The sequence below is a fragment of the Gordonia terrae genome (assembly GCF_001698225.1).
Taxonomy (GTDB): Bacteria; Actinomycetota; Actinomycetes; order Mycobacteriales; family Mycobacteriaceae; genus Gordonia; species Gordonia terrae.
On the sequence record NZ_CP016594.1, the window covers coordinates 5359314 to 5382381 of the forward strand.

The window sequence follows — 23068 nt, forward strand, 5'->3', positions numbered from 1 at the left end:
GTGTTCAGCGTGCCGGTCCCCCAGACGATCCTGACCCGGAAGACGAAATCGGCGATCTTCCTCGTCTTCACCATCGACGACGGCGGTGAGGACGCGGTTCGCGATGCGCTGGAAGAGATCCCCGGACTGAACAACGCGGTGTCCTCGCGAGCGCCCGAGGCGGCGCTGGCCGGCATCGTGTCGATCGGGTCCGAAGCGTGGGACCGCCTGTTCGACGGCCCGCGGCCTCGCTCGTTGCGGCCGTTCGTCCCGTATGAGGGCGAGGTCCACACCGCCCCGGCGACGCCCGCCGACCTCCTTGTGCACATCAAGTCCGACGACATGGGCCTGTGCTACGAACTCGGCGCCAAGATCACCGAGACACTCGGAGACGCGGTCACCGTCGTCGACGAGGTGCACGGGTTCCGCTACTTCGACCTCCGCGACCTCATCGGGTTCGTCGACGGCACCGAGAACCCGACCGGGCAGGCCGCGATCGACGCGATCACGGTCGGCGACGAGGACCCCGACTTCGAGGGCGGCAGCTACGTCGCCGTCCAGCGCTACGTCCACGACCTGTCGTCGTGGAACGACCTGAGCACCGAGGATCAGGAAGCCGCGATCGGACGCACCAAGCTCGACAACGTCGAGATGTCCGACGAGGTGAAGCCCCCGAACTCGCACATCGCCCTGAACGTCGTCGAGGACGAGAACGGGGAGGAGATCGACGTGGTCCGTGACAACATGCCGTACGGCGACGTCTCCGGCAGCACGGTGAACGGCAAAGGCGTCAACGGCACCTTCTACATCGCCTACTCGGCGGCCCCGGATGTCACCGAGGAGATGCTGCGCAAGATGTTCATCGGCGACCCGCCCGGCACCTACGACCGCCTCCTCGACTTCACCACGGCGGTCACCGGAGCACAGTTCTTCACCCCGACACTCGACTTCCTCGAAGACCTGCCGCCCGCACCCGACGCGGCACCCGCCACACCCCCGGCACCGACGACCCGTTCCGACGGTTCGCTGGGCATCGGGTCTCTGCACTGACGTCACCTTCCGACCACCGCACCAGGAGGACACCATGAACAACCTGCATCGCGAACTCGCGCCGATCTCCGACGCGGCGTGGGCGGAGATCGAGGAGGAGGCGACCCGCTCGTTCAAGCGCAACGTCGCGGGCCGGCGCCTCGTCGACGTGACCGGGCCGCTCGGTTCCGACACCGCGTCGGTGACCCTGGGACATCGCACCAAGATCGACTCACCCGCCCAGGGCATCACCGCCTTCCAGCGCCGCACCCAGTCGCTGGTCGAACTCAAGGTCCCGTTCACGGTGTCCCGGGAGGCCATCGACGACGTCGATCGCGGCGCCAAGGACTCCGACTGGGACCCGGTCGTGGAGGCCGCACGCGAACTGGCACTCGCCGAGGACCGGGCCATCTTCGAGGGATACGCCGCGGCGTCGATCAGCGGCATCCGTGCCGAGGCCGCCGCCACCCCCATCCCGCTGCCCGCCGACGTCCGCGACTACCCGGAGGCGGTCAGCCAGGCGTTGAGCACACTTCGGTTGGCGTCCGTCGACGGCCCGTACGCGGTGGCCCTGTCGGCGGAGGTCTACACCCAGGTCAACGAGACGTCGAACCACGGCTACCCGATCCTCGAGCACATCCAGCGCCTGTTCACCGGCGACATCGTGTGGGCGCCGGCGATCAGCGGCGCGTTCGTCATGAGCACCCGCGGCGGCGACTTCGAGCTGACCATCGGCCAGGACGTGTCGATCGGGTACGACTCGCACGACGCCGACGTGGTGAACCTGTACTTCCAGGAGTCGTTCACCTTCCTCACCCACACCGCGGAGGCGGCTGTCGCACTCACCGAACCGCCGACCGTCTGAGCGGCGGTCCGCCGTCCCCGCCGCCCCGGGTCCTGCCTGGCCGACACACTGCGGCGTCCGTTGCGAGCGGCAACTAGTCTGGCGCAGGTGATCGCGAAGAAATCCGGCCCGCCTGTGCTCCCGGCGGTCAGATGCTGACCCGGCTCATCCGCACGTACCTCGTGCGGTACCGCGTCAACGTCGTGCTCGTCATCGTCCTGCAGCTGCTCGCCACCACCGCGATGCTGTACCTGCCGAGCCTGAACGCCGACATCATCGACAACGGCGTCACCCGCGGGGACACCGGCTACATCCTGCGGATCGGCGGATGGATGCTGCTGGTGAGCGTCGCGCAGATCATCGTCACGGTCACCGCCCAGTTCTTCGGCTCCCGCGCCGCGCTGGGGGTCGGACGCGACATCCGCGGCGATCTGCTGCACCGGGTGAACTCCTTCTCCGCGCGCGAGGTCGGCACCTTCGGCGCGCCGTCGCTGATCACCCGCACCACCAACGATGTCCAGCAGGTGCAGATGCTCATCGTCATGAGCAGCGCCATCCTCGTGATGGCCCCGATCATGTGCATCGGCGGCATCATCATGGGTGTCCGCGAGGCACCCGCACTGTCGTGGGTCATCGCCATCGCAGTGCCTGTCCTCGGAGTCTCGATGGGGGCCATCATCGCGAAGATGATCCCCGGTTTCCGGGCCATGCAGGAACGCATCGACAACGTCAACCGCGTTCTGCGCGAGCAGATCACCGGCATCCGGGTCGTGCGGGCGTTCGTGCGGGAGGACTACGAACGCAAGCGGTTCGCGGTTGCCAACGACGATCTCGCCGACGCGACCCTGCACGTCGGCCGGCTGATGGCCCTGATGTTCCCGGTTGTCATGGTGATCACCAACGTCACCATCGTCGCCGTCATCTGGTTCGGCGGTCACGCGGTCTCCGACGGCTCGCTCGAGATCGGCGCGCTCACCGCGGTGATGAGCTACGTCATGCAGATCCTGATGTCGGTGATGATGGCGTCGTTCCTGGCGATGATGGCGCCGCGCGCCGCGGTCTGCGCCGAGCGCATCTCCGAGGTCCTGGCCACCGACACCTCGGTCCATCCGCCGAGTGAGCCGATCGGCTTCGCCACCCATCCCGGCACCGTGGAGTTCGACGCCGCCGAGTTCCGGTACCCGGGCGCCGACGACCCGGTGTTGAGCGACATCGATTTTCGCGTCGAGCCGGGCACGACGACCGCGATCGTCGGGTCGACCGGCTCGGGCAAGACGACGCTCATCGGGCTGGTCCCGCGACTCATCGACACCACGGCCGGCGCGGTCCGGGTCGGCGGCACCGACGTGAAGCGGCTCGACCCCGACGAACTGCGATCGGTCGTCGGGCTGGTCCCCCAGCGGCCGTACCTGTTCTCCGGAACCGTCCGCTCGAACCTGCTGCACGGCAAGGCCGACGCCACCGACGACGAGATCTGGGAGGCGCTGCGCATCGCGCAGGCCGAGGATTTCGTGTCGGCGATGCCCGACGGTCTCGACACCAAGGTGTCCCAGGGCGGCACGACCGTCTCCGGCGGGCAGCGCCAGCGCCTGGCCATCGCGCGGGCCCTCATCCGGCGGCCGGCCATCTATCTCTTCGACGACTCGTTCTCCGCCCTCGACCTCACCACGGATGCGCGCCTGCGCGCCGCCTTGCGTCCCGCCACCCGCGACGCGGCGGTGATCGTGGTGGCCCAACGCATCTCGACCATCGTCGACGCCGAACAGATCGTCGTCCTCGACCGCGGCCGGATCGTCGGTCTCGGCACACACGACGAACTGCGTCAGTCGTGCCCGACCTATGCCGAGATCGTCGAATCGCAGATGGCGATGGAGGAGCGCGCATGACCCGGCCCGGTGGTCCGCCGATGGCGGCCGGACCCGAATCCAAACCCCGGTCGTTCTGGCCCTCGATCAAACGCGTTGTCGCACAACTGGCCTCCTATCGCCTGTTGATGACGATCACGCTCGTGTCGCTGGTGGGTTCGGTCGTGCTCATCGCGATCGCGCCCCGCGTGCTGGGGTATGCCACCGACCTCGTCTTCGACGGCGTCATCGGCCGCACCCTGCCCGACGGTCTCACCAAGGAACAAGCCGTCGCCGGTCTCCGGGAGAGCGGCGACGACACCTTCGCCGACATGGTGTCGTCCATGAACGTGACACCCGGCGTCGGAGTGGATTTCGGCGCTGTCGGGCGCGTGCTGCTCATCACCCTGGCGCTCTACGTCGTCTCGTCACTGCTCGCGTGGCTGGCCGCCTATCTGCTGAACATCGTCGTCGTCGGCACCATCCGCCGACTCCGCGACGACGTCGAGGCCAAGGTGCATCGCCTACCGCTGCGCTATTACGACACGATGCCGCGCGGCGAGCTGTTGAGCCGGGTCACCAACGATCTCGACAACCTGTCGCAGAGCATGCAGCAGACCATCTCCCAGTTCGCGAACTCGGTCCTGACGGTGATCGCGCTGCTGGTCATGATGATCTGGATCTCGCCGCTGCTGGCGCTCATCGCGGTGGCCACGGTGCCGTTGGCGATCATCGCGACCGGGATCATCGCCAAACGGTCGAAACCGCATTTCTCGGCGCAGTGGTCCTCGACCGGTGCTCTCAACGCTCAGGTCGAGGAGGCCTTCACCGGTCACGAGCTGGTCACCGCCTTCGGCCGGCAGCGCGAGATCGAGGCGACCTTCGACGAACGCAACCAGAAGCTGTACGAGTCGAGTTGGCGTGCGCAGTTCATCTCCGGCGTCATCATGCCGACGATCATGTTCCTGGGAAACCTGAACTACGTCGCGGTCGCGGTCGTCGGTGGACTACGCGTGGCGTCGGGTTCCCTGAGTCTCGGTGAGGTGCAGGCGTTCATCCAGTACTCGCGCCAGTTCACCCAACCGCTGACGCAGATCGGTTCGATGATCAACCTCATGCAGAGCGGTGTCGCCTCTGCCGAGCGGATCTTCGACATCCTCGATGCCGACGAGCAATCGCCCGACGCCGCGAAGCCGAAGACGCCCGCCGACGACAAGGGGCTCATCGAGTTCGACGACGTCTCCTTCCGGTACGTCGAGGACAAGCCACTCATCGAGAACCTCAGCCTGGTGGCCCGGCCGGGCCACATGGTCGCGATCGTCGGTCCGACCGGTGCGGGCAAGACCACCCTGGTCAACCTGATCATGCGGTTCTACGACGTCGACTCCGGGGTCATCCGGGTCGATGGTGTCGACTCGACCGAGATGACACGGGACGACCTGCGCGAACGCACCGGCATGGTGCTGCAGGACTCGTGGCTTTTCGGCGGCACCATCTACGACAACATCGCCTACGGCGACCCCACCGCCTCTCGCGACGAAGTGATGGACGCGGCCCGGATGAGTCACGTGCACCACTTCGTGCGGACCCTCCCCGATGGTTACGACACGGTTCTCGACGACGAGGGTGGCGGGGTGAGCGCCGGTGAGCGGCAGCTCATCACGATCGCACGGGCGTTCCTCGCCCGCCCCACGATCCTGATCCTCGACGAGGCGACGAGCTCGGTCGACACCCGCACCGAGCTGCTCATCCAGAAGGCGATGGCGAACCTGCGGTCGGACCGCACGAGTTTCGTCATCGCCCACCGGTTGTCGACGGTGCGCGACGCCGACGTCATCGTCGTCATGGAGGACGGGCACATCGTCGAGCAGGGCAGCCACGACGAACTGCTCGCCGCCCGCGGCGCGTACTGCCGGCTCTACGAGAGCCAGTTCACCGGCGCGATCGAGGCCAGCTGAGCGACGACCCCATCTCACCAGGACCCTTCGTGACGCTCGCAAGCTCGCTCCTCAGGGAGCACAAGAAGCGCGTCCCACCACCGCTCCCGAAAGAACCCGCAAAACCCCTGCTCCCTGAGGTGCGAGGAGCGTAAGCGACGAGCCACGAAGGGCCTGGTGAGACACCTTGCCAGCCCCTTCGTGGCTCGCTTCGCTCGCACCTCAGGGAGCAGAAATAGCGGCCGGAGCTTGCGGAGGGCGCGATCAACCCCCGCTCCCTGAGGAGCGCCCGGAGCTTGCGGAGGGCGCGTCACGAAGGGCGTTCGTTACGTCCCGCCCGCTCGACGATGGTGGCGATGCGTTTCGTCTTGGTCTCGGGTCGTTTCGCGAGAGCCAGCTGCGACAGCCCGAACTTCCGCACGCTCGGCGGGAAGGCGTCCCAGTTGGCGCGCGCAACCGGGTTGGCGTCGAGTGCAGCCGCGAGCTCCGGGGACTCGATCAGCGCTTCGGCGTCGTCGAACATCGTCCAGAGGCCGCGGGCCTGGGCGTCCTCGATCACGGCTTGCCCCGCGGGCTGAATCCGACCGGCGGCCGCGAGGTCGGCGACACGTGCCTTGTTCGACGCCGACCATCCGCTGTTGCGTCCGCGCCGGGTGAACCACATGCCGCGGCGGCGGTCGTCGATGACGCGGGTGTGGCCGTCGATCCAGCCCCAGCACAGCGCCTCGCGAACGCACTCGTCGTAGTCGATCGGTTCCCGGCCCGATCCCTTGCGCCAGAACACCAGCCACACGCCGCCGGATGAGTCGTGGTTGTCCTGCAACCACTCTCGCCATGCCTCGATCGTGTCCACGGCGAGCTTCGGCGCATCGGGGTCGGCCATGCGTTCACCCTAATCAGCCGGGCCTCGTCTCGGTACAGTTGAGCCGTGAACGAGATCGTCAGCTTCGCGACGGACAACTGGTGGCTGATCTTCCCCATCGGCGCTGTCGTCGGCGGGTGGGCGGGGTCGATCGGCAAGTACAACGAGAAGCGGCGCAAGGACAAGATCGAGCTCGCCCGGATCAAGGCGAACGCGCAGACCGAACAGCTCAAACTCACGACGACGTCAGCCGACCAGCTGCGCCGGACCCTCCGCCAGCACGACTCGCTGAACGAGAAGTGGTTCGGTTACGAGCTCGATCTCGCGACGCTCATCGAGTACCCGATGATGACCGACATGCGTGAACCGCTGACCCTCGCGTTCCACCGCGCCCGGGTCCGCGCCGACGATCTGCGACCCGAGCCGGGCGCCCAGGCGCCGCTGCCCGATTCGATGTCCCCGGCAGACTTCGCCGAGTACCGCGACGCCGTGGGCGAATACGCCGCGGCATTCGACGCAGCCGAACGAGAGTCCCGGCGGCGCAGGCAAACCGACTTCTCACCGGTCGAACGCGAAGCCCTGGACCGGGCGCGCAAGCTGATCGGCGTGGCCGCCGACTCCGCGGCCACACCCGCAGAGCGGCAGGCGGCCTACAAGAAGGCCCGGGCCGAGCTCGAGGGCATCATCGACGTTCCGCAGGTGGCCGCGGCGCAGCTCGAACGGCAGATCGCCGGCGCCCTCGAGCGGGGCTCGGAGTGATCAGAGGTCCGGGATCGGCAGGTCCAGGTTCGGCGAGATGATCCCGCCGTCGACCTCGAGGATCTTGCCGGTGACGTACGCGCCGGCCGGGGACGCCAGGTAGAGGGCGGCCGCGGCGATGTCCTCCGGATCGCCGAGTCGGTGCAGCGGAGTCGATGTCTCGACTGCGGTACGCATTCCGTCGTCGCCCGCGACGATCTCCAGCGCCGATGTCAGGATGGCGCCCGGTGCGATGCCGTTGACCCGGATCTTCGGATTCAGATCCATCGCCGCGATGCGCGTGTAATGCGCGAGAGCAGCTTTCGCGGTGCCGTAGGCGGCGTAGGCACGTCCGGGCAGGCGGCCCACCGCCGACGTGATGTTGATGATCGAACCCCGGCCGCTGGTCGCGAGGATCTGCTTGGAACCGGCGACGACCAATGCGTGCGCGTTACCGACATTGAAGTCGAAGGCATCTCGCAGGTGCTTGGGGCTGGTGTCGAACAGAGGCCGGGGCATCGCCCCGCCGACGTTGTTCACCACGGTGTCGAGCCGCCCGAACTCGTCGACCGCGGTCTGCGCGAGCGCCGCCGCCGCATCGGGGTCGCCGAGGTCCACGGCGACGGTGCGCGCGCGTCGGCCCGCCGCGCGGACCCGTTCGGCGACCTGCTCGAGGTCGGACTCACTGCGGGCCGCGATCACCACGTCGCCGCCGGCCTCGGCGAAGGCGACCGCGATCGCCGCCCCGAGCCCCCGGCTCGCGCCGGTCACGATGGCCACCTGGTCGTCTATCCGGAATCTGTCGAGAATCACCCGTCGACCATGCCACGCCGGAACCGAAAACGAGAACGTGTTCTAGAAATCGGCCGGAAACAGCAGGTAGTTATCTCAGTAGTCGCGGCCGGCGGACACCACGGAGAGCAGTTCCTCGCCCGCGGCGAACCTGCGGAGGTTCTCGGCGACCCACGGTGCGAGCTCGCGCGTCAGTCCCGACGCCGGGTTGGCGACATGCGGGGTGATGATCACGTTCGGCAGGGACCAGAGCGGATGGTCGTCGGCGGGCGGTTCCGGATCGGTCACGTCGAGGGCCGCGCCCGCGATCTGGCCGTCGGCCAGCGCCCGGTACAGAGCTTCCTCGTCGACGAGCGGGCCGCGCGCGATGTTGACCACCCACGCATGGTCGGGCAGCGCCGCGAGGCTCTCGGCGTTGATCATGTGCCGGGTCTCGGGCGTCGCCGGCGCCGCCAGCACCACGTGGTCGATGGTTCCCCACAGCTCGTCCAACTCGTCGGACCGTCGGATCTCGTGCGCACCGGGCACATCGCGGCCCGATCGGTTCACCGCGACGACGCGGGCACCGCACGCCCGGAGACGTGGGGCGAGGGAGGCACCGATCCCGCCGGCACCGACGATGGCGACGGTGGCGCCGTGCAGCGACCGGACCGCGGTGTCGATCCGTTCCTTGTCCCAGTGCCGGAGGACGGCGGTGTTGATCTGCCGGAGTCCTGCGAGGAGCAGCGCCAGCGCGTGCTCGGCGACGTTCTCGGCATAGAAGCCCGACGCGTTGGTCCAGAGCCGGCGGTCGTCGAGGATGTCGGCGGCCACGAAATCCTCGATGCCCGCGGTCTTGAGGGCCACCCATTCGACGGTGTCGGGCAGTTGCGGGAAGTCCGCGGGCGGCCCGATCCACACCAGCACCCGGGCGTCGTCGAGGCCGACGATCTGTCCGCCCGCGCCCTCGATCGCCGCGACCAGGTGCTCGTCGCGGACGGGTTCGAGGGCGACGGCCACCGGGGTCATCGGGAGACCGATCGGGCCGCGGTGGTCGCCAGTTCGTCGGCGATCTCGTTGAAGTGGTCGCCGGCGTGCCCCTTCACCCAGCGCCACTCCACCTGATGCCGTTTCTCCTCCTCGACCAGACGACGCCACAGATCCGCGTTCTTGACCGGCTTGCGATCCTTCGTCTTCCATCCGTTGGCCTGCCAGCCGTTGACCCACTTCATGATCCCGTTGCGGACGTAGGTCGAGTCGGTGTAAATGATGACGGTCGACGGCCTGGTCAGCGCCGCGAGACCCTCGATGGCGGCGGTGAGTTCCATCTTGTTGTTCGTCGTGTCGGGTTCCGACCCGGAGATCCGCTTCTCGGTGCCCTTGTATCGGAGCACCGCGCCCCATCCGCCCGGGCCCGGGTTCCCCAGGCAGGCACCGTCGGTCGAGATCTCGACGACGGCCGAGCCCGCTTCCGGGTCTGCGGAGGAGTCGTCGGTTGTCGGGTTCGCGGAATCTGTCACGCACGGAAGCCTACGGCAGCTGCGATGCCCGGCAGCAGACTCACCGCTAGGGTGGACTCATGGCTGTGTGGGACCCGACACGCTATCTGCAATTCGCCGACGATCGCGCGCGGCCGTTTCTCGACCTCATCGCGCAGATCCCGACCAACCCGCTGTCGGTGGTCGACCTGGGGTGCGGACCGGGCCACCTGACCAAGCACCTGCGTGCGCTCTGGCCCGCGGCCGAGATCCTGGGCATCGACGACTCGGCGGAGATGGTCGACCGGGCCATCCGGGACAACACCGACCCGCACGCCAACTACGACGCCGTCGACGTCTCGCAGTGGACGCCCCACCGGCCGGTCGACCTGATGCTCTCCAACGCGATGTTCCAGTGGGTGCCCGACCACCTCGACGTCATCGACGGTCTGCTCGGTCACCTGACCGATGGCGGCGCCTTCGCCCTGCAGGTGCCGAACAACACCGACTCGCCGACCCACGCGGCGCTCGCCGAGCTCGCCTCGACCGAGCCCTACGTCGGGGCCTTCGGCGACCTCCGGGCGCTCCCCCGGCTCGACGCCGAGATGTATCTCGACTTCTTCGCCGAGCGCGATTACCTCGTCAACGCGTGGGAGACGACCTACTTTCACGTGCTCGACGGCCAGGACCCGGTGTTCGACTGGATGTCGGGAACCGGTGCGCGTCCGTACCTCCAGGCACTTACCGGCGACCTCCGGAAGCAGTTCGTCACCGACCTCAAGAAACGTTTCGCCGAGGCCTACCCGCGCCGCGAGTGGGGCACGGTCCTGCCGTTCCGCCGAACGTTCGCCGTGGCCACTCGCCGCTGATCCGCCCCCGTCGACCCGATCCGGGACAAGCACTCCCCACTGCTCCCTGAGGAGCGCCCGGAGCTTGCGGAGGGTGCGTCACGAAGGGTCCGGCGACAGAGGTTGCGAGACCCTTCGTGACGCTCGCAAGCTCGCTCCTCAGGGAGCAGAAGGAGGGCTCGCAGGCTCGCTCCTCCCGGGTCACGCACCGGCGTCGGTTCGGCATCGACGCCGCTCCGGGCCGCCACTTCTGCAACACTGACAGCACTTGTCGTTTCTTCTGGGGGTACGTCCATGCGTCCGGCCCGCCGCATCATCGCGACCGTTGCCGCTGTCGCCCTCGCGGGCGGCCTGTTGACCACCGTGTCTGTTCCGGCGAGAGCCGCGGTCTGCAACGCCACCGGCATCACCGGGGGCGATGTCGGCAGCACCGGCAGTTCCGGGTCCAGTGAGCTCGGGTGGGGCAGTCTCGACTTCGGCAGCTACCGGGCGGACGGCAAGAAGCCTCAGGGTCCGCTCCCGACATTGACCGGCGCCACCAAGGCCGTCTCCTGGGTGACCGGCCCGCGAAGTCCCGCACGCACCGACACCCGTTTCGGCATCACCGCCACCGACGTCGGTGTGCCGTGGGACAACGGATCCGGTCAGATCCTGATGGCCTTCGGTGACACGTGGGGCAGGTGCGCGGGACAGATGGCCTGGAAACACAACACGATGCTGCGCAGTGACGCGAACTCGGACCTGGCCAAGGGCATCCGATTCCCGAACGCCGTGCCCGGGTCGGTCCGTTCGGGCGCGTCGGTGACGCCGGCGCATCCGACGTGGGCGCAACCCATGTTCAACGCCGTCGGGGTGCGCAACATCGAAGTCGGTCGGATCCCCACCGGCGGTATCTCGATCAACGGCACGCAGTTCGTCGGCTTCATGTCGATCCACCGGTGGCTGGGTCCCGGCCGGTGGAGCACGAACTACTCGGGAATCGCTGTGTCGCACAACAACGGTCAGACCTGGACGGTCGACAACAACACGCTGCGTTGGAACACCGACCTGACGATCCCGGGCGTTCCCCAGGTGACGAGGGGCCATGATCGGTTCCAGATGGGCGCCTTCCTGCGGAGCGGGGAGTACATCTACCAATACGGAACGCCCAACGGACGTTCCGGTTCAGCCCACGTGGCCCGCTTCCGTCCGGCCGACATACTGAACCTCAATCGGTACCAGTACTTCCGCGGCGGCACCGCGTGGTCGCCGAATCCGGCCGACGCCGCGCCGGTCGTCGCCGGCCCGGTCAGCGAGATCTCCGTGGCCTACAACGCCTTCCTCGGCCGGTTCGTGATGCTGACCGAGCGTGCAGGGACGATCATGCTGCGCACGTCGCCGTCGCCGGTGGGCCCGTGGAGCGGAGAGCGAGTGCTCATCACCCCCAAGCAGTCCAGCGGTCTGTACACCCCCTACATCCACCCTCGATCGTCGGGCAAGAACCTGTATTTCGTCGTCTCGCGGTGGGACGACTACAACGTGATGCTGGTTCGGACCGACCTGTCGAAGGTCCGTCTGTGAGCCGCCGCATCGTGTTGATCCGCGCGGTCAATGTCGGCGGGGCGAAACTCCCGATGGCCGAATTGCGGCAGATCGCAACCGACCTCGGTGCCGAAGACGTCTCGACGTACATCGCGTCGGGCAACCTGCTCTGCACACCACCGGCCGCACCCGAGCAGTTCGACCGCGCTCTCGAAACCGCGATGCAGGGTCGCTACGGATGGTTCCGAGAGGTCATCAGCCGCACGCCCGGGCAGGTCCGCGCCGCGCTCGACGCGCATCCGTTCGAGATCGCCGACGACAAGTATTCCTATGTCTACTTCCTGACCGGCCGACCGGCGCCCGACAAGGTGGCCGCGTTCGAGCGCAAGGACTTCGGCCAGGACGTCGTCCGGGTCATCGGATCCGATCTGCACATCCGCTATGCCGACGGGGCGGGGCGTTCGACGCTGACCGCACCGGTGATCGCGCGCGGTCTGGGTGTGCAGGGCACGGGACGCAATCTGCGGACCGTCCGGAAGCTGCTGGAATTGGCCGACTCCTGAGCGCGGCTCGGTGGCCGGTGTCTCGCCACGGGCGTAGCGTCGGTGGAGGCATCACGAGACAAAGCCGACGAACCAGACGTTCGCGTCGAGAGGAGTCCGGACATGAGTCAACCGGTCCCGCCGCCCCCGCCACCGCCGGAGCCCGTTCCCGCACCCGAGCCCATCCCCGAGCCGCCGCCGGAACCGCCGATCCCCGTGCCGACCCCGCCGCCGGCTCCCGACCCACAGCCCGCACCACCGCAGCCGGACCCACCGCCCCGCCCGACGGTGATCTGAACTGCTCCGAGCGGTCAGCCCCGCGCCAACACGCGCGCGACACGGTCGATGTCGGCGAGTTGTTCCTCGCGAGGCGCCTCCCACAGTTTCTTGGGTAGCTTCTCGAGGTCCTTGATGGCCGACTCGGCGTGATCGAGCGCCTCGGTCGATTCGTCTTCGCCGAGGTCCGCCGACGCGATCAGCCGATCGTCGAGTTCGAAGACCGCGTCGTCGAGGCGATTGCGTGCCGCGACGAGTTCGTCGTCGTGCGGGATCGCCGGGTTCGCATGGACGTCGGCGATGGCGTATCGAATTCGACGGTGCAACAGCGCTTCTCGCGTGTTGTCGGTGGCCCAGCTCTCGGGTGCCCGTCCCGGTCGGCCGGGAATCAGGTCGGTGGACCGCGCGAAGGTGCGTACGCGTTTGTCCGAGTCGTAGGCGAACCAGGCGGCGCCGCCGAGGATGAACAGTGCGACCACCACGGTGGCCACGATGATGATGACCGCGATCATGTGGTCAGCCTACTCAGGACGACTGCACTCCCTTGGGTGCCTTTCCCGACATGAAACCGAACAGGTATCCGGCGACGCGTCGCATCTGGATCTCATCGGCGCCCTCGGTGATCCGGTAGCGACGATGATGCCGGTAGATGTGCTCGAACGGCTCGTGCCGCGAGTAGCCGCGTCCGCCGAACACCTGCATCGCCTGATCGGCGGCATCGCAGCACAGCCGGTTCGCCTGGTAGTTGCACATCGAGACCTCCGCAGACGCGGCGAACGGTCCGTAGGTGTCCATCTTCCAGGCGGTTTCGCGGATCAGGGCCCGGATCATCGCGCACCGGGTGTGCAGGTCGACGAGCGGGAACTGGATCGCCTGATTCGTCGACAGTTTCTTGCCGAAGGGCGCGCGTTCGTTGGCGTACGCCACGGCGCGATCGACGCAGTATTGGGCCGCCCCGAGACTCGACGCCGCCTGACGGATGCGGTTCTCGTTGAAGAAGTGCTGCACGACCTGCAGACCGGCTCCCTCCGCCCCGAACACCGCGGAATTCGGCACCCGGACATCCCGCAGCGAGATGTGCGCATGGTCGGTCGGCATGTTGAACGTCCACAGGTACTCCTCGACGGCGAACCCGGGGTCCTGCGGGTCGACGAGGAAGGCGGTGATCCCGCGAGCGTCTCCCGGTTGACCGCTGGTGCGGGCGAACACGATGTCGCGGTGTGCGGCATGGATGCCGGTGTTCCACGTCTTCTCGCCGTTGATGATCCAGTCATCGCCGTCGCGGACGGCGGTCGTCTCCATGTAGGTGGCATCGGACCCGTGGTCGGGTTCGGTGATGCCGAAGGCGAAGAACTTCGTGCCCGCGGCCAGTCCCTCGACCCATTCCGCCTGCTGCTCCGGGGTGCCGTACTCGAGCATGAGGAGCAGACCGATGTTGTTGCCGACGATGGCGTGCTCGTTCTGCAGATCGCAATGCAGGCCCAGCCCTTTCGACGCCAGGTGCTCACGGATGATCGCCATCGCCAGGTTCGATCCGTCCCGGCCACCGAATTCGGACGGGAACGGGTAGCGGAAATGGCCTGCCGCATCCGCGCGACGCCGCGCCTCGCCGAGGAGCGCTTCCCACTCCTTGTTCGGCAGGCCGCCTCGCTCCCAGTCGGTTCGGGAGTCCTCACGCCGGTGGTCGAAGAATCGGATGTTGTCGTCGGTCTGCTCGAGGGGGACGATCTCGGCCTCGATGAAGGCGTCGAGTTCGGCAAGGTAGTCGCTCAGCGACTCGGGCAGGGCGAAGTCCACGATGAACCCCTCTCGGTTGGGATCGGATGTCCTGCGGTCACGGATGAGGGACCGCGAAGTACTTGGGGTTCGCCACGAGGAGCCGCGCGCGCACGTCGGCGACGACGGCGTCGCGGACCTTCTCGTCGGTCCCGTCGAGCTCTCCGGAACGAAGTGCTGCACAGAGCGCCTGCTGATCGGCGATGCCGAGAGCACTCAGGCGTTGCGCACTCGCGGCTGCATCTGCGGCACCCAGCAGGACCTGCCGACGGACGACGTCGACGACATTGCCGGCCACCCTCGTGTGAAAACGCACCTGTGGTGACAGATCGGCCTGTACCGAGTCGGATCGAAGGAACTCGGCGAGCGCTTCGAGTAGTTCGACGGAGCTCGGCGATCCGTAGAGATCCTCGCTCGCGCGTGCACCCGTCGCCTCGGTCAGCGGATCGGGCACCGCCTCCGGTGCCACGAGCCCGAGGTCGAGCAGGGCGTCGAATTCCTGCTCGGCACTTCGGCGTCCGATGGCGGCCAGTTCCACCGACCGTTCGACCCCGTCGAGGTGGCGGGCGGCCTGGACCGCACAGATCAGTCCCCACTTCACGGTGGCGTAGAGCTCCCACCAGCGCAGCGCCCGGTCGGTGGGACGCCAACCCGCCTCCCGGGCGTACGCGTCGAGCAGCTCGTCTCGGCTGCCCATCCCGGCCACCGGTGTCGACCCCCCGAACCGCCACGCCTTCGCGCACAGCCAACCGAGGTCCTCGACGGGATCGCCGAGGTGGACCAGCTCCCAATCGAGCACCGCCGCAATACCTTCGGGTTCGACCAGAAGGTTGCCCAACCGGAAGTCACCGTGTACGAGGCACTGCCGCGGTGAGGGTTCGGGAGGGTTGTCGGTGAGCCACTGGGTCGCCAGTACCAGTCCGGCCGGCATGGCGTCGAACTCGCGTGGGAACAGCTCCCGGAGCCCGGCGATGGGATCGCCGAGTTCGCTGAGACCGGGCGTCTGCCGCACGTCGATCCGATGGATGCGCGCGAGGATCTCACCGCATTGAGCGACGAACCGGGCACGCGCGCCGGCATGGGAGTCGTTGCGCAGTATTCGACGTGGGATGGACTCACCATCGATGAACGTCATTGCCAGATAAGGAAATCCCAGGACATTGCCGTCCTCGTCGAAGCCGGCGTCGAGGATCTCCGGCACCGGCACCCCGGCGTCGGCGGCTGCACGCAGGACCTGCGCCTCGGCTCGCAACCCGCCGTCGTCGGTGGCGGCGGGAACCGCGCGGATGATGATCGGCTCCACCTGTCCGGAACCCTCGACGAGACCGGCGGCGTAGGTCGCCCGGCTCGCACCCGCCGGCAGCAGTCGTGCGGATTCGACCGAGAGTGAGGTACCGCGTCGGTCGGCGAGTCGGGACGCGATCGTCGCGGCGACATCGTCCGCTTCCGGTACTCCCACGCCGATCCGTCCCTTCGCGCCGTCGCCCTGGGCGGCGGTAACCGCCACCACAGCGAAGCTAGCACGGGAGCTGAATCCGGACTCAGAAATCTGGCGTCACGGCGACTCAGTGGCCCGGCGTCTGGAACTCAGGCTGGTCGATGATGCGTACCCACGATCCATCGGATCGTCGCGCGACCACCTGAGCGCGGGCACCCGCACCGTCGCGGGGCGGTGTCGATGTGAGTGCGAGACCGTTCCCGAACATCAACGTCGGCAACGGCGGCTCCGGCACGAAGGTCGGCCGGTGCGCGAGAACCGATGCCCACAGGTCGCGGATCGCGGTCCGGCCGCGGGTGACCTCGCCGGGCGGGAAGGCCATCACTGCGTCCTCGTCGTAGAGCGAGGCGACGGCGTCGGCATCCCCGGCATTGGAGAACTCGACGAACAGTCGAGTCAGGTCCTCGGGCGTGCGTGCGGTTTCGTGTGTGGTCATGACGACTCCTCTCGATGTGTTCGGAGTCCAGAGTCGACCCGGCCACCCGATAAGTCCAAGTGATGGTTTGTATGGCCGATATCATTTTCACTTATGGACCTTCGCCAGCTCGAATACTTCGCAGCCGTCGCCGCGGAAGGCAGCTTCACCGCGGCCGCAGCGCGCGTCCACACGACGCAGCCGAACATCAGCGCGCAGATCCGCACCCTGGAACGGGAACTCGGTGCGGCCCTCTTCGATCGCTCCGGCCGCGCTGTGCGCTTGACCGACGCCGGCCGGGAAGCGCTCCCCGCGGCCCGCCGTGCCCTTGCCGCTGCCGACGACGTCGCCCGTACCGTCGCCGAGGTCTCCGGACTCGTTCGTGGCAGCCTCTCGGTCGGGATGGTCGAAGGGTGCACCATCGCGCCCCTGTTCGCAGCGCTCGGCACCTTCCGGTCGACGCACCCGCAGATCGAACTGAGCCTGCGCGAGTCTCCATCGACCGAACTGATCGCGTCGGTGGAGGACGGACGCCTCGACGTCGCCCTGGCCGGGTACGGCGGTGGCCTGCCGCCGGGGGTCGAGTCCATGACGATCATCGCCGAACGCGTCGTCGCCGCGGTGCCCGCGAACGATCGTGCCCCCGGCCGATCGGTCGACCTCGCCCTGCTCCGCGAACGGTCGCTCATCTGTCTCCCGAGCGGCGCGGGAATCCGCAGCGTGTTCGACGCGGCAGCGTCGGAGGGTAGCCCTATCCGGCCCGCGATCGAGGCGTCCTCTCCGGAGGCGATCATCGAATTAGTGTGCAGTGGACTGGGAGTCGGCATCCTGAGCGAGTCGATCGCAGCGGCCGACGACCGCGTGGTCGGGGTGCCGATCCGGGACGTCGACGGCACAGCCCATCTCGGCTTGCTGTGGGGTTCGCGACCGTCTGCCGCGGCCGCGCGTTTCGTCGAGGTGGCCACGGACGCGTTCGGAGCAACCCACTGAACAACTGACGATGAATGAAACAAACTAAACGACAACATATTTCGATCACACTCATTGTGGATAAACCTCGTAATCGAACAAATGTTCCCGTACAGTGGAGTCATGCCAGAGCTCACCACTCTCCTCGACCAGTTCATCGAGCTCACCCCGCCCTCCGATGACCCCACGGGCAGGGCGACGTTCGACGCACTCGACACCTTGCGCCTGATCCGCAACACTGTTGATCATCAGATCGTTACGCACGCAACACAACTCGATGAACTGGGAGTCGCCGAGAAAGCCGGTGGCACCACTAAGACAATGCTGATCGAGATGGGTTACGCGCCCGCTGCAGCGCAGCGGACCACGCGAAGCGTCGACGCTCTCCCCACGTTGCCCGCCCTGGCCCGCCACGCAGCCGATGGACGCCTGTCGAGCGAGGTCGCCGACGCCATCATCCGCGGCATCGCATACATCGACAAACGTTCGCTGACTGTGCTTTCCGAAGACGATCGCATGCGGTACGAGCTCGACCTCCTCGCGCAAGCCATGTCGGGCGCGACACCAGCAGAAGTAGAAAAGTTCGCCCGCGCCATCGGCAACACCATTGCCGACGCCACCGAAGACGGTGTCCCGACCGCCGACGATTCATCGTTGAACGCGGTCAACGCCCACACCACCGACGACGGCCGGGTCGACATCCGGGTCGACGTCACCCAGGTGGTCGGTGAGAAGTTCCTGTCCATGATCGACGAACGGTCCTGCCCACGACCCGAACCCGACGGCGCCGACGACCGACGCACTGCCGAGCAGCGCCGCGCCGATGCGTTCGAGTTGATCCTCGACCAAGCCACCCTCGGCGCCACCATCGACAGTGTCGGGTCTCCTCGTACCCAACTCCTGCTGACGATCCCCGCCACCGGCGCGGATCCCGCCACTCTGCCGTGGACAGGTTCCGTCAGCCAGGCCGTCGCCAAACAGGTGTCGTGCGACGGGTCGCTGACCGAGATCATCCTCGACGGTGAAGGCGTACCACTGCAGATGGGGCACACCCACCGACTGTTCCCGGCACATCTACGCAAAGCCGTGATCGTCCGCGACCAATGCTGCGTCAAATGCGGTGCACCACCCTCACATACCCAGGTGCACCACATCGCGCACTGGGCTGACGGCGGTCCCACCGACCTCGACAACGGTTGCCTCCTGTGCCAGCGCTGCCACACCCAGGTCCATCACCACGGGTGGGACGTCGTGATGGGTTTCGACCGACATCCCTGGCTGGTTCCACCAGCCGGCATCGACCCACACCGACGACCGCTACCCGCCTACAACCGACGCACCATGCGACTTGACAACGCAGCCTGACCGACCGCCCGACAACAGCTTTCGCGTAGCACCTTCCACACCCGAGCCCAGCTCGGGACCGTGTTCGTCCCTTGACAACTCCACAGAGAAGGCCGATTCTCAGGTCCGCTGCCCACTACAACGGCTGAGCCCGACGGACCTGGTCGGCGGCGCGAGCGGCGTCGAGTTCGACATAGCTGACCAGCACCGCACGACCGAGACTCAGGGTTCCCGACGTCAACGGTTGCGCTCGCAGGCCACCCCGCCCAATCAGCGCCTTGCGCACGCCGTCGCCGGCGACGGTGTCCATCCACGAACACGGGTGGGCAGGGCGTCCGCCGCGAAACCGGATCGGCCCCGCCCCTGAGTCCAGCTCGAACTCCCGGCCCCGCAGGGGATCCAGTTCCACGCCGCGCACCACGATGTTGCGTCGGGCGAGGACCGGATCGGCGTCACCGGCCGCGGCCGTCCACGCCTCGAGCGCGAGAAACGTCACCGCTGCCTCGGTGTGGGCGCGGACGCCGAAGAAGCGATCCCCGCGAATTCCCTTGTCGGCGACGATCTCCACCGACTCCGGTGTGCGGGTCTCCACCTCGTCGGCCGGGCCGTCTTTGGGCCTACCGAAGTAGGCGTGTTTCGGTGAGACGACGAACATCAGCAACTCGCACGAGTATTCGTAGGTCATCAACCGGGCACCCGGATCAGGAAGCCGGGGGCGTCGGCCGCGCGTCGGCGGTCGTCGTGCCGTCCGCCGGCTTGGCCACCACGCTCACCGGATCGGTGGGCTTGCCCGCGATGAGGTCGCCGATGCTCAGACCCCAACGCCCCCAGCGTTCGTCGAAACTCTTCGCCCGGGCCCGCGCCCTCTCGGTCTTGGCCGGGGTGTATCGACGGGCCCAGGCCGAGTGCGGTCGGGCCAGCCGGATCGCACCCGACCAGGCGAACACCGGGATGAAGACGCCGACGATGGCCGTCGAGAACTTGCCTTTGAGCACGCACAGGATCGCGCAGGCGACGTTGATCGGAACAGTGGCCACCAGAGCGACGGGGCCGATCTCCACGTTCGCGTCGTCGAGCGGGTTGAAACCCAGCACCGCCATCCCCAGGGCGGCAACCGTCAGGGCGACCACCTGAACCGAGAGTTGGCCTTCCGGTGACCAATACACATCCTGCAGGCGGAGGATCAGCGCGAACTCGTCGAGCACCAGTGAGGCGCCGACGCCGATCAGCACCGCACTGATCTCCGCACCGGGCGACGCCCCGTTGACACCCACCGAGAGGAAGGCGCCGACGATCGTCAGGATCAGACCCGGCACCATGTGGTGCACGTGCACGCCGTCCGACACGTTGTTACGGAAGGGGCCCTTACCGGCCCGGATGAGTCGGGTGATCACCCGGGTGACGATGAACGTGACGACGAACGACGCGAACAGCAGGAACAGCGGAAGTCGTTGGTGCGTGAGCTCGTCCAGGAAGTTCACCGGGGCCGCCCTGCCGTCAGCCGGGAACGATGCCGGTGCGGCGCTGCTCGATGATCAGGCAGCGATCCTCGACATACAGCAGGCCGGCGTCCTCGGCGATCGCCCGCGCCTCCGCCGATCGGATTCCGAGCTGCAGCCACAGTGCGGTCGCACCGGCCGCGACGGCAGCCCGGGCGACGTCGGCACATTCGGGCCCGGGGCGGAAGACGTCGACGAGGCCGACCTGTTCGGGGACATCGGCGAGGGCCCGATACACCTTCTCGCCGACGATCTCGTCGGCGGTGGGGTTCACCGGGATGATCCGCCAACCGCGGTTCTTCATGTACGCCGGGACCTCGTTGGCGGCCTTCGACGGATTGGCGCTGGCACCGACCACGGTGATCGCGTCGTAGGTGGACAGGATCTGTTCGACGACGTCGTCGGTGTTGCTCGGTGCGGTCATCCCACGAGTGTAGGTGGGAGGCGAACCTCAAGTGTTTGGACCGGCCAGGTCCAAGAAGGCGGCTCTCTGGACTGCGATTACGGTGGTCCGCCTTCTTGGACGACGGTCATACAAAAACTACAGCTCCGTGGCGCCGCTCAACGGCCGAAGTCGGAGAACACTGTCATGTACCAGAATCCTGAACGTGCCTGCCCGCAACTGAACCCTCGGTAATACTTTCGGTATTGCGCAGCAACGCGGCCACTGTCGTCGTTGCAGAACTCCTCGGACGCGTATGGGCCGACTCGAGTGAGCGGCCGAAGTGCGTTACACCCCGGACCACCCAGATGCGAAGACCCGAAGTCCTGCGCAATAGAGCAATTCAGCGGCTTACGATGACCGGGCTCCCCGACCTTGGGGGCGGCGTCCGCGACACCAATACCTAACGTTGCGGATATCGCCAAGATCCCGAGCCCTGCACCGATTCGACTGATCACTTTCATCGCTACAGTGTCTCCTTTTCGACTGTCGCGCAGTATCATCCGAACAGACGGATGACGGGGTCCGATCGAGACAGTTCAGCGGCCCTCATAGTTCGCGACTCGACACCCCGCCGGCTGTGCGCTCGCGACCGAGCTAGCGCAGAACTCCGTGCACGACCAGCGCGCTGAGTTGATCGGCCCACGCGGTGTCGAACTCACGGTCGTCGAGCAGCAGTGCGTGCAACATCGCGGCTCCACCGACGACCTCGATGAGCCGATCCGGATCCACATCGGGATGCACCTCGCCGCGGTCGACGGCGGTCACCAACCGGTCACGCAATGCGCCGAACACCTCTGCGAAGCCGGCGTGCACACGCGCCGACAGTTCGGGTTCGGCAGCCATGTCCGAGATCAGGCCGGGCAGTGCGGCACGGGTCACCGGGCTGGCGAAGAGGTCGCGAGCCGCCGCGACCATGATGCGGAGGTCGGCCTCGACCTCACCGCTGGACGGAGGGAGCCGCGCCATCCGGGAGAACGCGAGATCGTGGATAAGCTCAGCTTTGCCCGACCAGCGGCGGTAGAGCGCGGTCTTCGTCGTCCCCGCGCGATCGGCGATCGCAGCCATCGTCAGTTTCCGATAGCCGACGTCGACGACCAGTTCCGCAGCGGCGTCGAGCACCGCCGAATCGATCCGGACGTCGCGGGGACGCCCCGGGACCGCTTCTCCCGTCCCGGTGCTCATCGGCCCACCCGCTCTCCGTCGGCCCCCTTGTAGTCGGGGATTTGCCGAAGTCGCTGCGAACCGCGCGACCGTTCTGCTGTCATAACGCTACTCACCGTAGCGAATGTGCCGGTAACGATCACAGGGGGTGCCCATGGCCACCGAACCCGCCGTCGAGCAGGTCGACCATCTGCAGCGTTCCAGCCGGGACAACGCCTCGGTCCCGGACACACTCGCGCGCTGGCTGGCCGGGCAGAGCGACACCCCCGACGCCCTGCCCGAGGTCACGGTCACCGCGAGTGGGGACAGCAACGGCATGTCGTCGGAGACGATCCCGGTGTCGGTGTCCTGGCCCGGCGAACCCACCCGGCACTGGGTGATGCGGATGGCGCCGTCGAGCGCCGACGTTCCCGTGTTCCGCTCCTACCGGATGGACCATCAGTACGCGACGATGCGGCTGATCGCCCGGCTCAGCGACGTCCCGGTCCCCGCGGTACACCACCTCGAACCGAGTGGCGCCCTCCTGGGTGCGCCGTTCTTCCTGATGGACCGGTGCGAGGGCGAGGTCCCGCCCGACGTGATGCCGTACACGTTCGGCGACAACTGGTTCGGGGACGCCTCCGAGGCCGATCGCCGTCGGGCCCAGGACTCTGCGGTCGGCGTGATCGCCGACCTCCACTCCATCCCCGACGCGGCGCAGCAGTTCGGCTTCCTCGCCGACGACCTCCCCGCGGGTGACACCCCCCTTGCTCGTCTGCTCGCCTGGCTGCAGGACTGGTACGACTTCTCGGTGGAGGGGATCGGCCGTTCGCCCCTGGTCGAACGCGCGCTCGCCTGGCTCGCCGACAACTTCCCCGACGACGTCGCGCACACCGAACCCGTCCTGTCCTGGGGTGATTCGCGCATCGGCAACATGATGTTCGCCGACTTCACGGCCACGGCGGTCCTCGACTGGGAGATGGCACGTATCGGCCCGCGCGAACTCGACGTCGCATGGGTGGTGTTCGCACACCGTGTCTTTCACGAGCTGGCGACGATGGCGGGCCTGCCGGGCCTGCCGGACCTACTGCGCGAGAGCGACGTCCGCGACACCTACCGGCAACGGACCGGTGTCGAACTCGGCGACCTGCGCTGGTTCTACGTCCACGCCGCCGTGCAGTGGTGTTGCGTCTTCATGCGCACCGGTGCGCGGCGCGTGCACTTCGGCGAACTCGAACGCCCCGACGACGTCGACGGCACCCTGTTCTACCACCGACCACTGCTCGAACGACTTCTCGAGGAGAACTGACCAC

The 23068-nt window shown here is 67.4% G+C and carries 24 protein-coding genes; 12 read left to right on the forward strand and 12 right to left on the reverse strand.

Going from position 1 to position 23068, the window contains the following annotated elements:
- The first annotated feature begins 9 nt into the window (after nucleotides 1-9).
- The 4 genes from BCM27_RS23760 to BCM27_RS23775 all read left to right on the forward strand — a co-directional run bounded on the left by BCM27_RS23760 (nucleotide 10) and on the right by BCM27_RS23775 (nucleotide 5654).
- The gene (locus BCM27_RS23760; protein WP_039865921.1) at nucleotides 10-1029 is read left to right on the forward strand and encodes a Dyp-type peroxidase; all 1020 of its coding nucleotides are present in this window, start codon (nucleotides 10-12) and stop codon (nucleotides 1027-1029) included.
- Nucleotides 1030-1063: 34 nt separating this feature from the next.
- The gene (locus BCM27_RS23765; RefSeq protein ID WP_004020408.1) at nucleotides 1064-1873 is read left to right on the forward strand and encodes a family 1 encapsulin nanocompartment shell protein; all 810 of its coding nucleotides are present in this window, start codon (nucleotides 1064-1066) and stop codon (nucleotides 1871-1873) included.
- Between the two features lie 131 nt (nucleotides 1874-2004).
- Entirely contained in the window at nucleotides 2005-3738 is a 1734-nt protein-coding gene (locus BCM27_RS23770) for an ABC transporter ATP-binding protein (protein ID WP_004020409.1), read from the forward strand.
- A complete protein-coding gene (locus tag BCM27_RS23775) occupies nucleotides 3735-5654 on the forward strand; it encodes an ABC transporter ATP-binding protein (protein ID WP_004020410.1) in 1920 nt (639 codons plus the stop codon). Before BCM27_RS23770 ends, BCM27_RS23775 begins: the two co-directional genes overlap by 4 nt.
- A gap of 289 nt (nucleotides 5655-5943) precedes the next feature.
- Here BCM27_RS23775 and BCM27_RS23780 read toward each other — a convergent pair whose 3' ends face one another.
- Entirely contained in the window at nucleotides 5944-6516 is a 573-nt protein-coding gene (locus tag BCM27_RS23780) for a YdeI/OmpD-associated family protein (protein ID WP_004020411.1), read from the reverse strand.
- A gap of 45 nt (nucleotides 6517-6561) precedes the next feature.
- Here BCM27_RS23780 and BCM27_RS23785 point away from each other — a divergent pair, with 45 nt between their 5' ends.
- Entirely contained in the window at nucleotides 6562-7254 is a 693-nt protein-coding gene (locus BCM27_RS23785; protein ID WP_004020412.1) for a hypothetical protein, read from the forward strand.
- On the opposite strand, the gene BCM27_RS23790 is transcribed toward BCM27_RS23785, so the two are convergent.
- The 3 genes from BCM27_RS23790 to rnhA all read right to left on the reverse strand — a co-directional run bounded on the left by BCM27_RS23790 (nucleotide 7255) and on the right by rnhA (nucleotide 9524).
- Complete coding sequence (locus tag BCM27_RS23790; protein ID WP_004020413.1) at nucleotides 7255-8046, reverse strand: SDR family oxidoreductase; 792 nt, start codon at nucleotides 8044-8046, stop codon at nucleotides 7255-7257. It abuts the gene before it with no gap.
- 75 nt (nucleotides 8047-8121) lie between these two features.
- A complete protein-coding gene (locus BCM27_RS23795) occupies nucleotides 8122-9033 on the reverse strand; it encodes a D-isomer specific 2-hydroxyacid dehydrogenase family protein (RefSeq protein ID WP_004020414.1) in 912 nt (303 codons plus the stop codon).
- Nucleotides 9030-9524 carry a ribonuclease HI gene (gene rnhA, locus BCM27_RS23800; RefSeq protein ID WP_004020415.1) on the reverse strand — a complete coding sequence of 165 codons (495 nt, stop codon included), beginning with the start codon at nucleotides 9522-9524 and terminating at the stop codon, nucleotides 9030-9032. The genes BCM27_RS23795 and rnhA overlap by 4 nt, the downstream gene beginning before the upstream one ends.
- A gap of 59 nt (nucleotides 9525-9583) precedes the next feature.
- On the opposite strand from rnhA, the gene BCM27_RS23805 reads away from it, so the two are divergent.
- The 4 genes from BCM27_RS23805 (at nucleotide 9584) to BCM27_RS25830 (ending at nucleotide 12690) form a co-directional block, all read left to right on the forward strand.
- Nucleotides 9584-10351, forward strand: a complete 768-nt coding sequence (locus BCM27_RS23805) for a methyltransferase domain-containing protein (protein ID WP_004020416.1) — start codon at nucleotides 9584-9586, stop codon at nucleotides 10349-10351.
- 273 nt (nucleotides 10352-10624) lie between these two features.
- Nucleotides 10625-11890: a DUF4185 domain-containing protein gene (locus tag BCM27_RS23810; RefSeq protein ID WP_004020417.1), complete on the forward strand. Its 1266-nt coding sequence runs from the start codon at nucleotides 10625-10627 to the stop codon at nucleotides 11888-11890.
- On the forward strand, nucleotides 11887-12414 hold the full coding sequence (locus BCM27_RS23815) for a DUF1697 domain-containing protein (protein WP_004020418.1): 528 nt from the start codon (nucleotides 11887-11889) through the stop codon (nucleotides 12412-12414). The genes BCM27_RS23810 and BCM27_RS23815 overlap by 4 nt, the downstream gene beginning before the upstream one ends.
- A 102-nt stretch (nucleotides 12415-12516) precedes the next feature.
- Entirely contained in the window at nucleotides 12517-12690 is a 174-nt protein-coding gene (locus BCM27_RS25830; RefSeq protein WP_156036616.1) for a hypothetical protein, read from the forward strand.
- A 14-nt stretch (nucleotides 12691-12704) separates the two neighbouring features.
- On the opposite strand, the gene BCM27_RS23820 is transcribed toward BCM27_RS25830, so the two are convergent.
- The 4 genes from BCM27_RS23820 to BCM27_RS23835 all read right to left on the reverse strand — a co-directional run bounded on the left by BCM27_RS23820 (nucleotide 12705) and on the right by BCM27_RS23835 (nucleotide 16379).
- Nucleotides 12705-13181 (reverse strand): hypothetical protein, encoded by a 477-nt coding sequence (locus BCM27_RS23820; protein ID WP_004020419.1) that lies wholly within the window; start codon nucleotides 13179-13181, stop codon nucleotides 12705-12707.
- Between the two features lie 13 nt (nucleotides 13182-13194).
- Complete coding sequence (locus BCM27_RS23825) at nucleotides 13195-14466, reverse strand: acyl-CoA dehydrogenase family protein (RefSeq protein ID WP_004020420.1); 1272 nt, start codon at nucleotides 14464-14466, stop codon at nucleotides 13195-13197.
- A gap of 37 nt (nucleotides 14467-14503) precedes the next feature.
- A complete protein-coding gene (locus BCM27_RS23830; RefSeq protein WP_033204256.1) occupies nucleotides 14504-15904 on the reverse strand; it encodes a phosphotransferase family protein in 1401 nt (466 codons plus the stop codon).
- Nucleotides 15905-16010: 106 nt separating this feature from the next.
- On the reverse strand, nucleotides 16011-16379 hold the full coding sequence (locus BCM27_RS23835) for a YybH family protein (RefSeq protein WP_004020422.1): 369 nt from the start codon (nucleotides 16377-16379) through the stop codon (nucleotides 16011-16013).
- A 93-nt stretch (nucleotides 16380-16472) separates the two neighbouring features.
- Between BCM27_RS23835 and BCM27_RS23840 the strand changes: the two genes are divergently transcribed.
- The gene (locus BCM27_RS23840) at nucleotides 16473-17348 is read left to right on the forward strand and encodes a LysR family transcriptional regulator (RefSeq protein ID WP_004020423.1); all 876 of its coding nucleotides are present in this window, start codon (nucleotides 16473-16475) and stop codon (nucleotides 17346-17348) included.
- Nucleotides 17349-17429: 81 nt separating this feature from the next.
- Nucleotides 17430-18692 carry an HNH endonuclease gene (locus BCM27_RS23845; RefSeq protein WP_039865915.1) on the forward strand — a complete coding sequence of 421 codons (1263 nt, stop codon included), beginning with the start codon at nucleotides 17430-17432 and terminating at the stop codon, nucleotides 18690-18692.
- Between the two features lie 115 nt (nucleotides 18693-18807).
- On the opposite strand, the gene BCM27_RS23850 is transcribed toward BCM27_RS23845, so the two are convergent.
- From BCM27_RS23850 to BCM27_RS23865, 4 genes are all read right to left on the reverse strand, one after another.
- Nucleotides 18808-19356 (reverse strand): hypothetical protein, encoded by a 549-nt coding sequence (locus tag BCM27_RS23850; protein WP_004020425.1) that lies wholly within the window; start codon nucleotides 19354-19356, stop codon nucleotides 18808-18810.
- 16 nt (nucleotides 19357-19372) lie between these two features.
- The gene (locus BCM27_RS23855) at nucleotides 19373-20152 is read right to left on the reverse strand and encodes a hypothetical protein (protein WP_004020426.1); all 780 of its coding nucleotides are present in this window, start codon (nucleotides 20150-20152) and stop codon (nucleotides 19373-19375) included.
- Nucleotides 20153-20168: 16 nt separating this feature from the next.
- Nucleotides 20169-20594: a CoA-binding protein gene (locus tag BCM27_RS23860; protein ID WP_004020427.1), complete on the reverse strand. Its 426-nt coding sequence runs from the start codon at nucleotides 20592-20594 to the stop codon at nucleotides 20169-20171.
- A gap of 615 nt (nucleotides 20595-21209) precedes the next feature.
- Nucleotides 21210-21797, reverse strand: a complete 588-nt coding sequence (locus BCM27_RS23865) for a TetR/AcrR family transcriptional regulator (RefSeq protein WP_004020429.1) — start codon at nucleotides 21795-21797, stop codon at nucleotides 21210-21212.
- A 133-nt stretch (nucleotides 21798-21930) separates the two neighbouring features.
- Between BCM27_RS23865 and BCM27_RS23870 the strand changes: the two genes are divergently transcribed.
- Nucleotides 21931-23064, forward strand: a complete 1134-nt coding sequence (locus BCM27_RS23870; protein WP_004020430.1) for a phosphotransferase family protein — start codon at nucleotides 21931-21933, stop codon at nucleotides 23062-23064.
- The last annotated feature ends 4 nt before the right edge of the window (nucleotides 23065-23068 follow it).

Coding starts and splice junctions, on each gene's coding strand:
- BCM27_RS23765 (WP_004020408.1), top strand. CDS start 1,064: ATGAACAACCTGCATCGCGAACTCGCGCCGATCTCCGACGCGGCGTGG.
- BCM27_RS23770 (WP_004020409.1), top strand. CDS start 2,005: ATGCTGACCCGGCTCATCCGCACGTACCTCGTGCGGTACCGCGTCAAC.
- BCM27_RS23775 (WP_004020410.1), top strand. CDS start 3,735: ATGACCCGGCCCGGTGGTCCGCCGATGGCGGCCGGACCCGAATCCAAA.
- BCM27_RS23780 (WP_004020411.1), bottom strand. CDS start 6,516: ATGGCCGACCCCGATGCGCCGAAGCTCGCCGTGGACACGATCGAGGCA.
- BCM27_RS23795 (WP_004020414.1), bottom strand. CDS start 9,033: ATGACCCCGGTGGCCGTCGCCCTCGAACCCGTCCGCGACGAGCACCTG.
- BCM27_RS23805 (WP_004020416.1), top strand. CDS start 9,584: ATGGCTGTGTGGGACCCGACACGCTATCTGCAATTCGCCGACGATCGC.
- BCM27_RS23810 (WP_004020417.1), top strand. CDS start 10,625: ATGCGTCCGGCCCGCCGCATCATCGCGACCGTTGCCGCTGTCGCCCTC.
- BCM27_RS25830 (WP_156036616.1), top strand. CDS start 12,517: ATGAGTCAACCGGTCCCGCCGCCCCCGCCACCGCCGGAGCCCGTTCCC.
- BCM27_RS23820 (WP_004020419.1), bottom strand. CDS start 13,181: ATGATCGCGGTCATCATCATCGTGGCCACCGTGGTGGTCGCACTGTTC.
- BCM27_RS23835 (WP_004020422.1), bottom strand. CDS start 16,379: ATGACCACACACGAAACCGCACGCACGCCCGAGGACCTGACTCGACTG.
- BCM27_RS23840 (WP_004020423.1), top strand. CDS start 16,473: ATGGACCTTCGCCAGCTCGAATACTTCGCAGCCGTCGCCGCGGAAGGC.
- BCM27_RS23845 (WP_039865915.1), top strand. CDS start 17,430: ATGTTCCCGTACAGTGGAGTCATGCCAGAGCTCACCACTCTCCTCGAC.
- BCM27_RS23850 (WP_004020425.1), bottom strand. CDS start 19,356: ATGACCTACGAATACTCGTGCGAGTTGCTGATGTTCGTCGTCTCACCG.
- BCM27_RS23860 (WP_004020427.1), bottom strand. CDS start 20,594: ATGACCGCACCGAGCAACACCGACGACGTCGTCGAACAGATCCTGTCC.
- BCM27_RS23865 (WP_004020429.1), bottom strand. CDS start 21,797: ATGAGCACCGGGACGGGAGAAGCGGTCCCGGGGCGTCCCCGCGACGTC.
- BCM27_RS23870 (WP_004020430.1), top strand. CDS start 21,931: ATGGCCACCGAACCCGCCGTCGAGCAGGTCGACCATCTGCAGCGTTCC.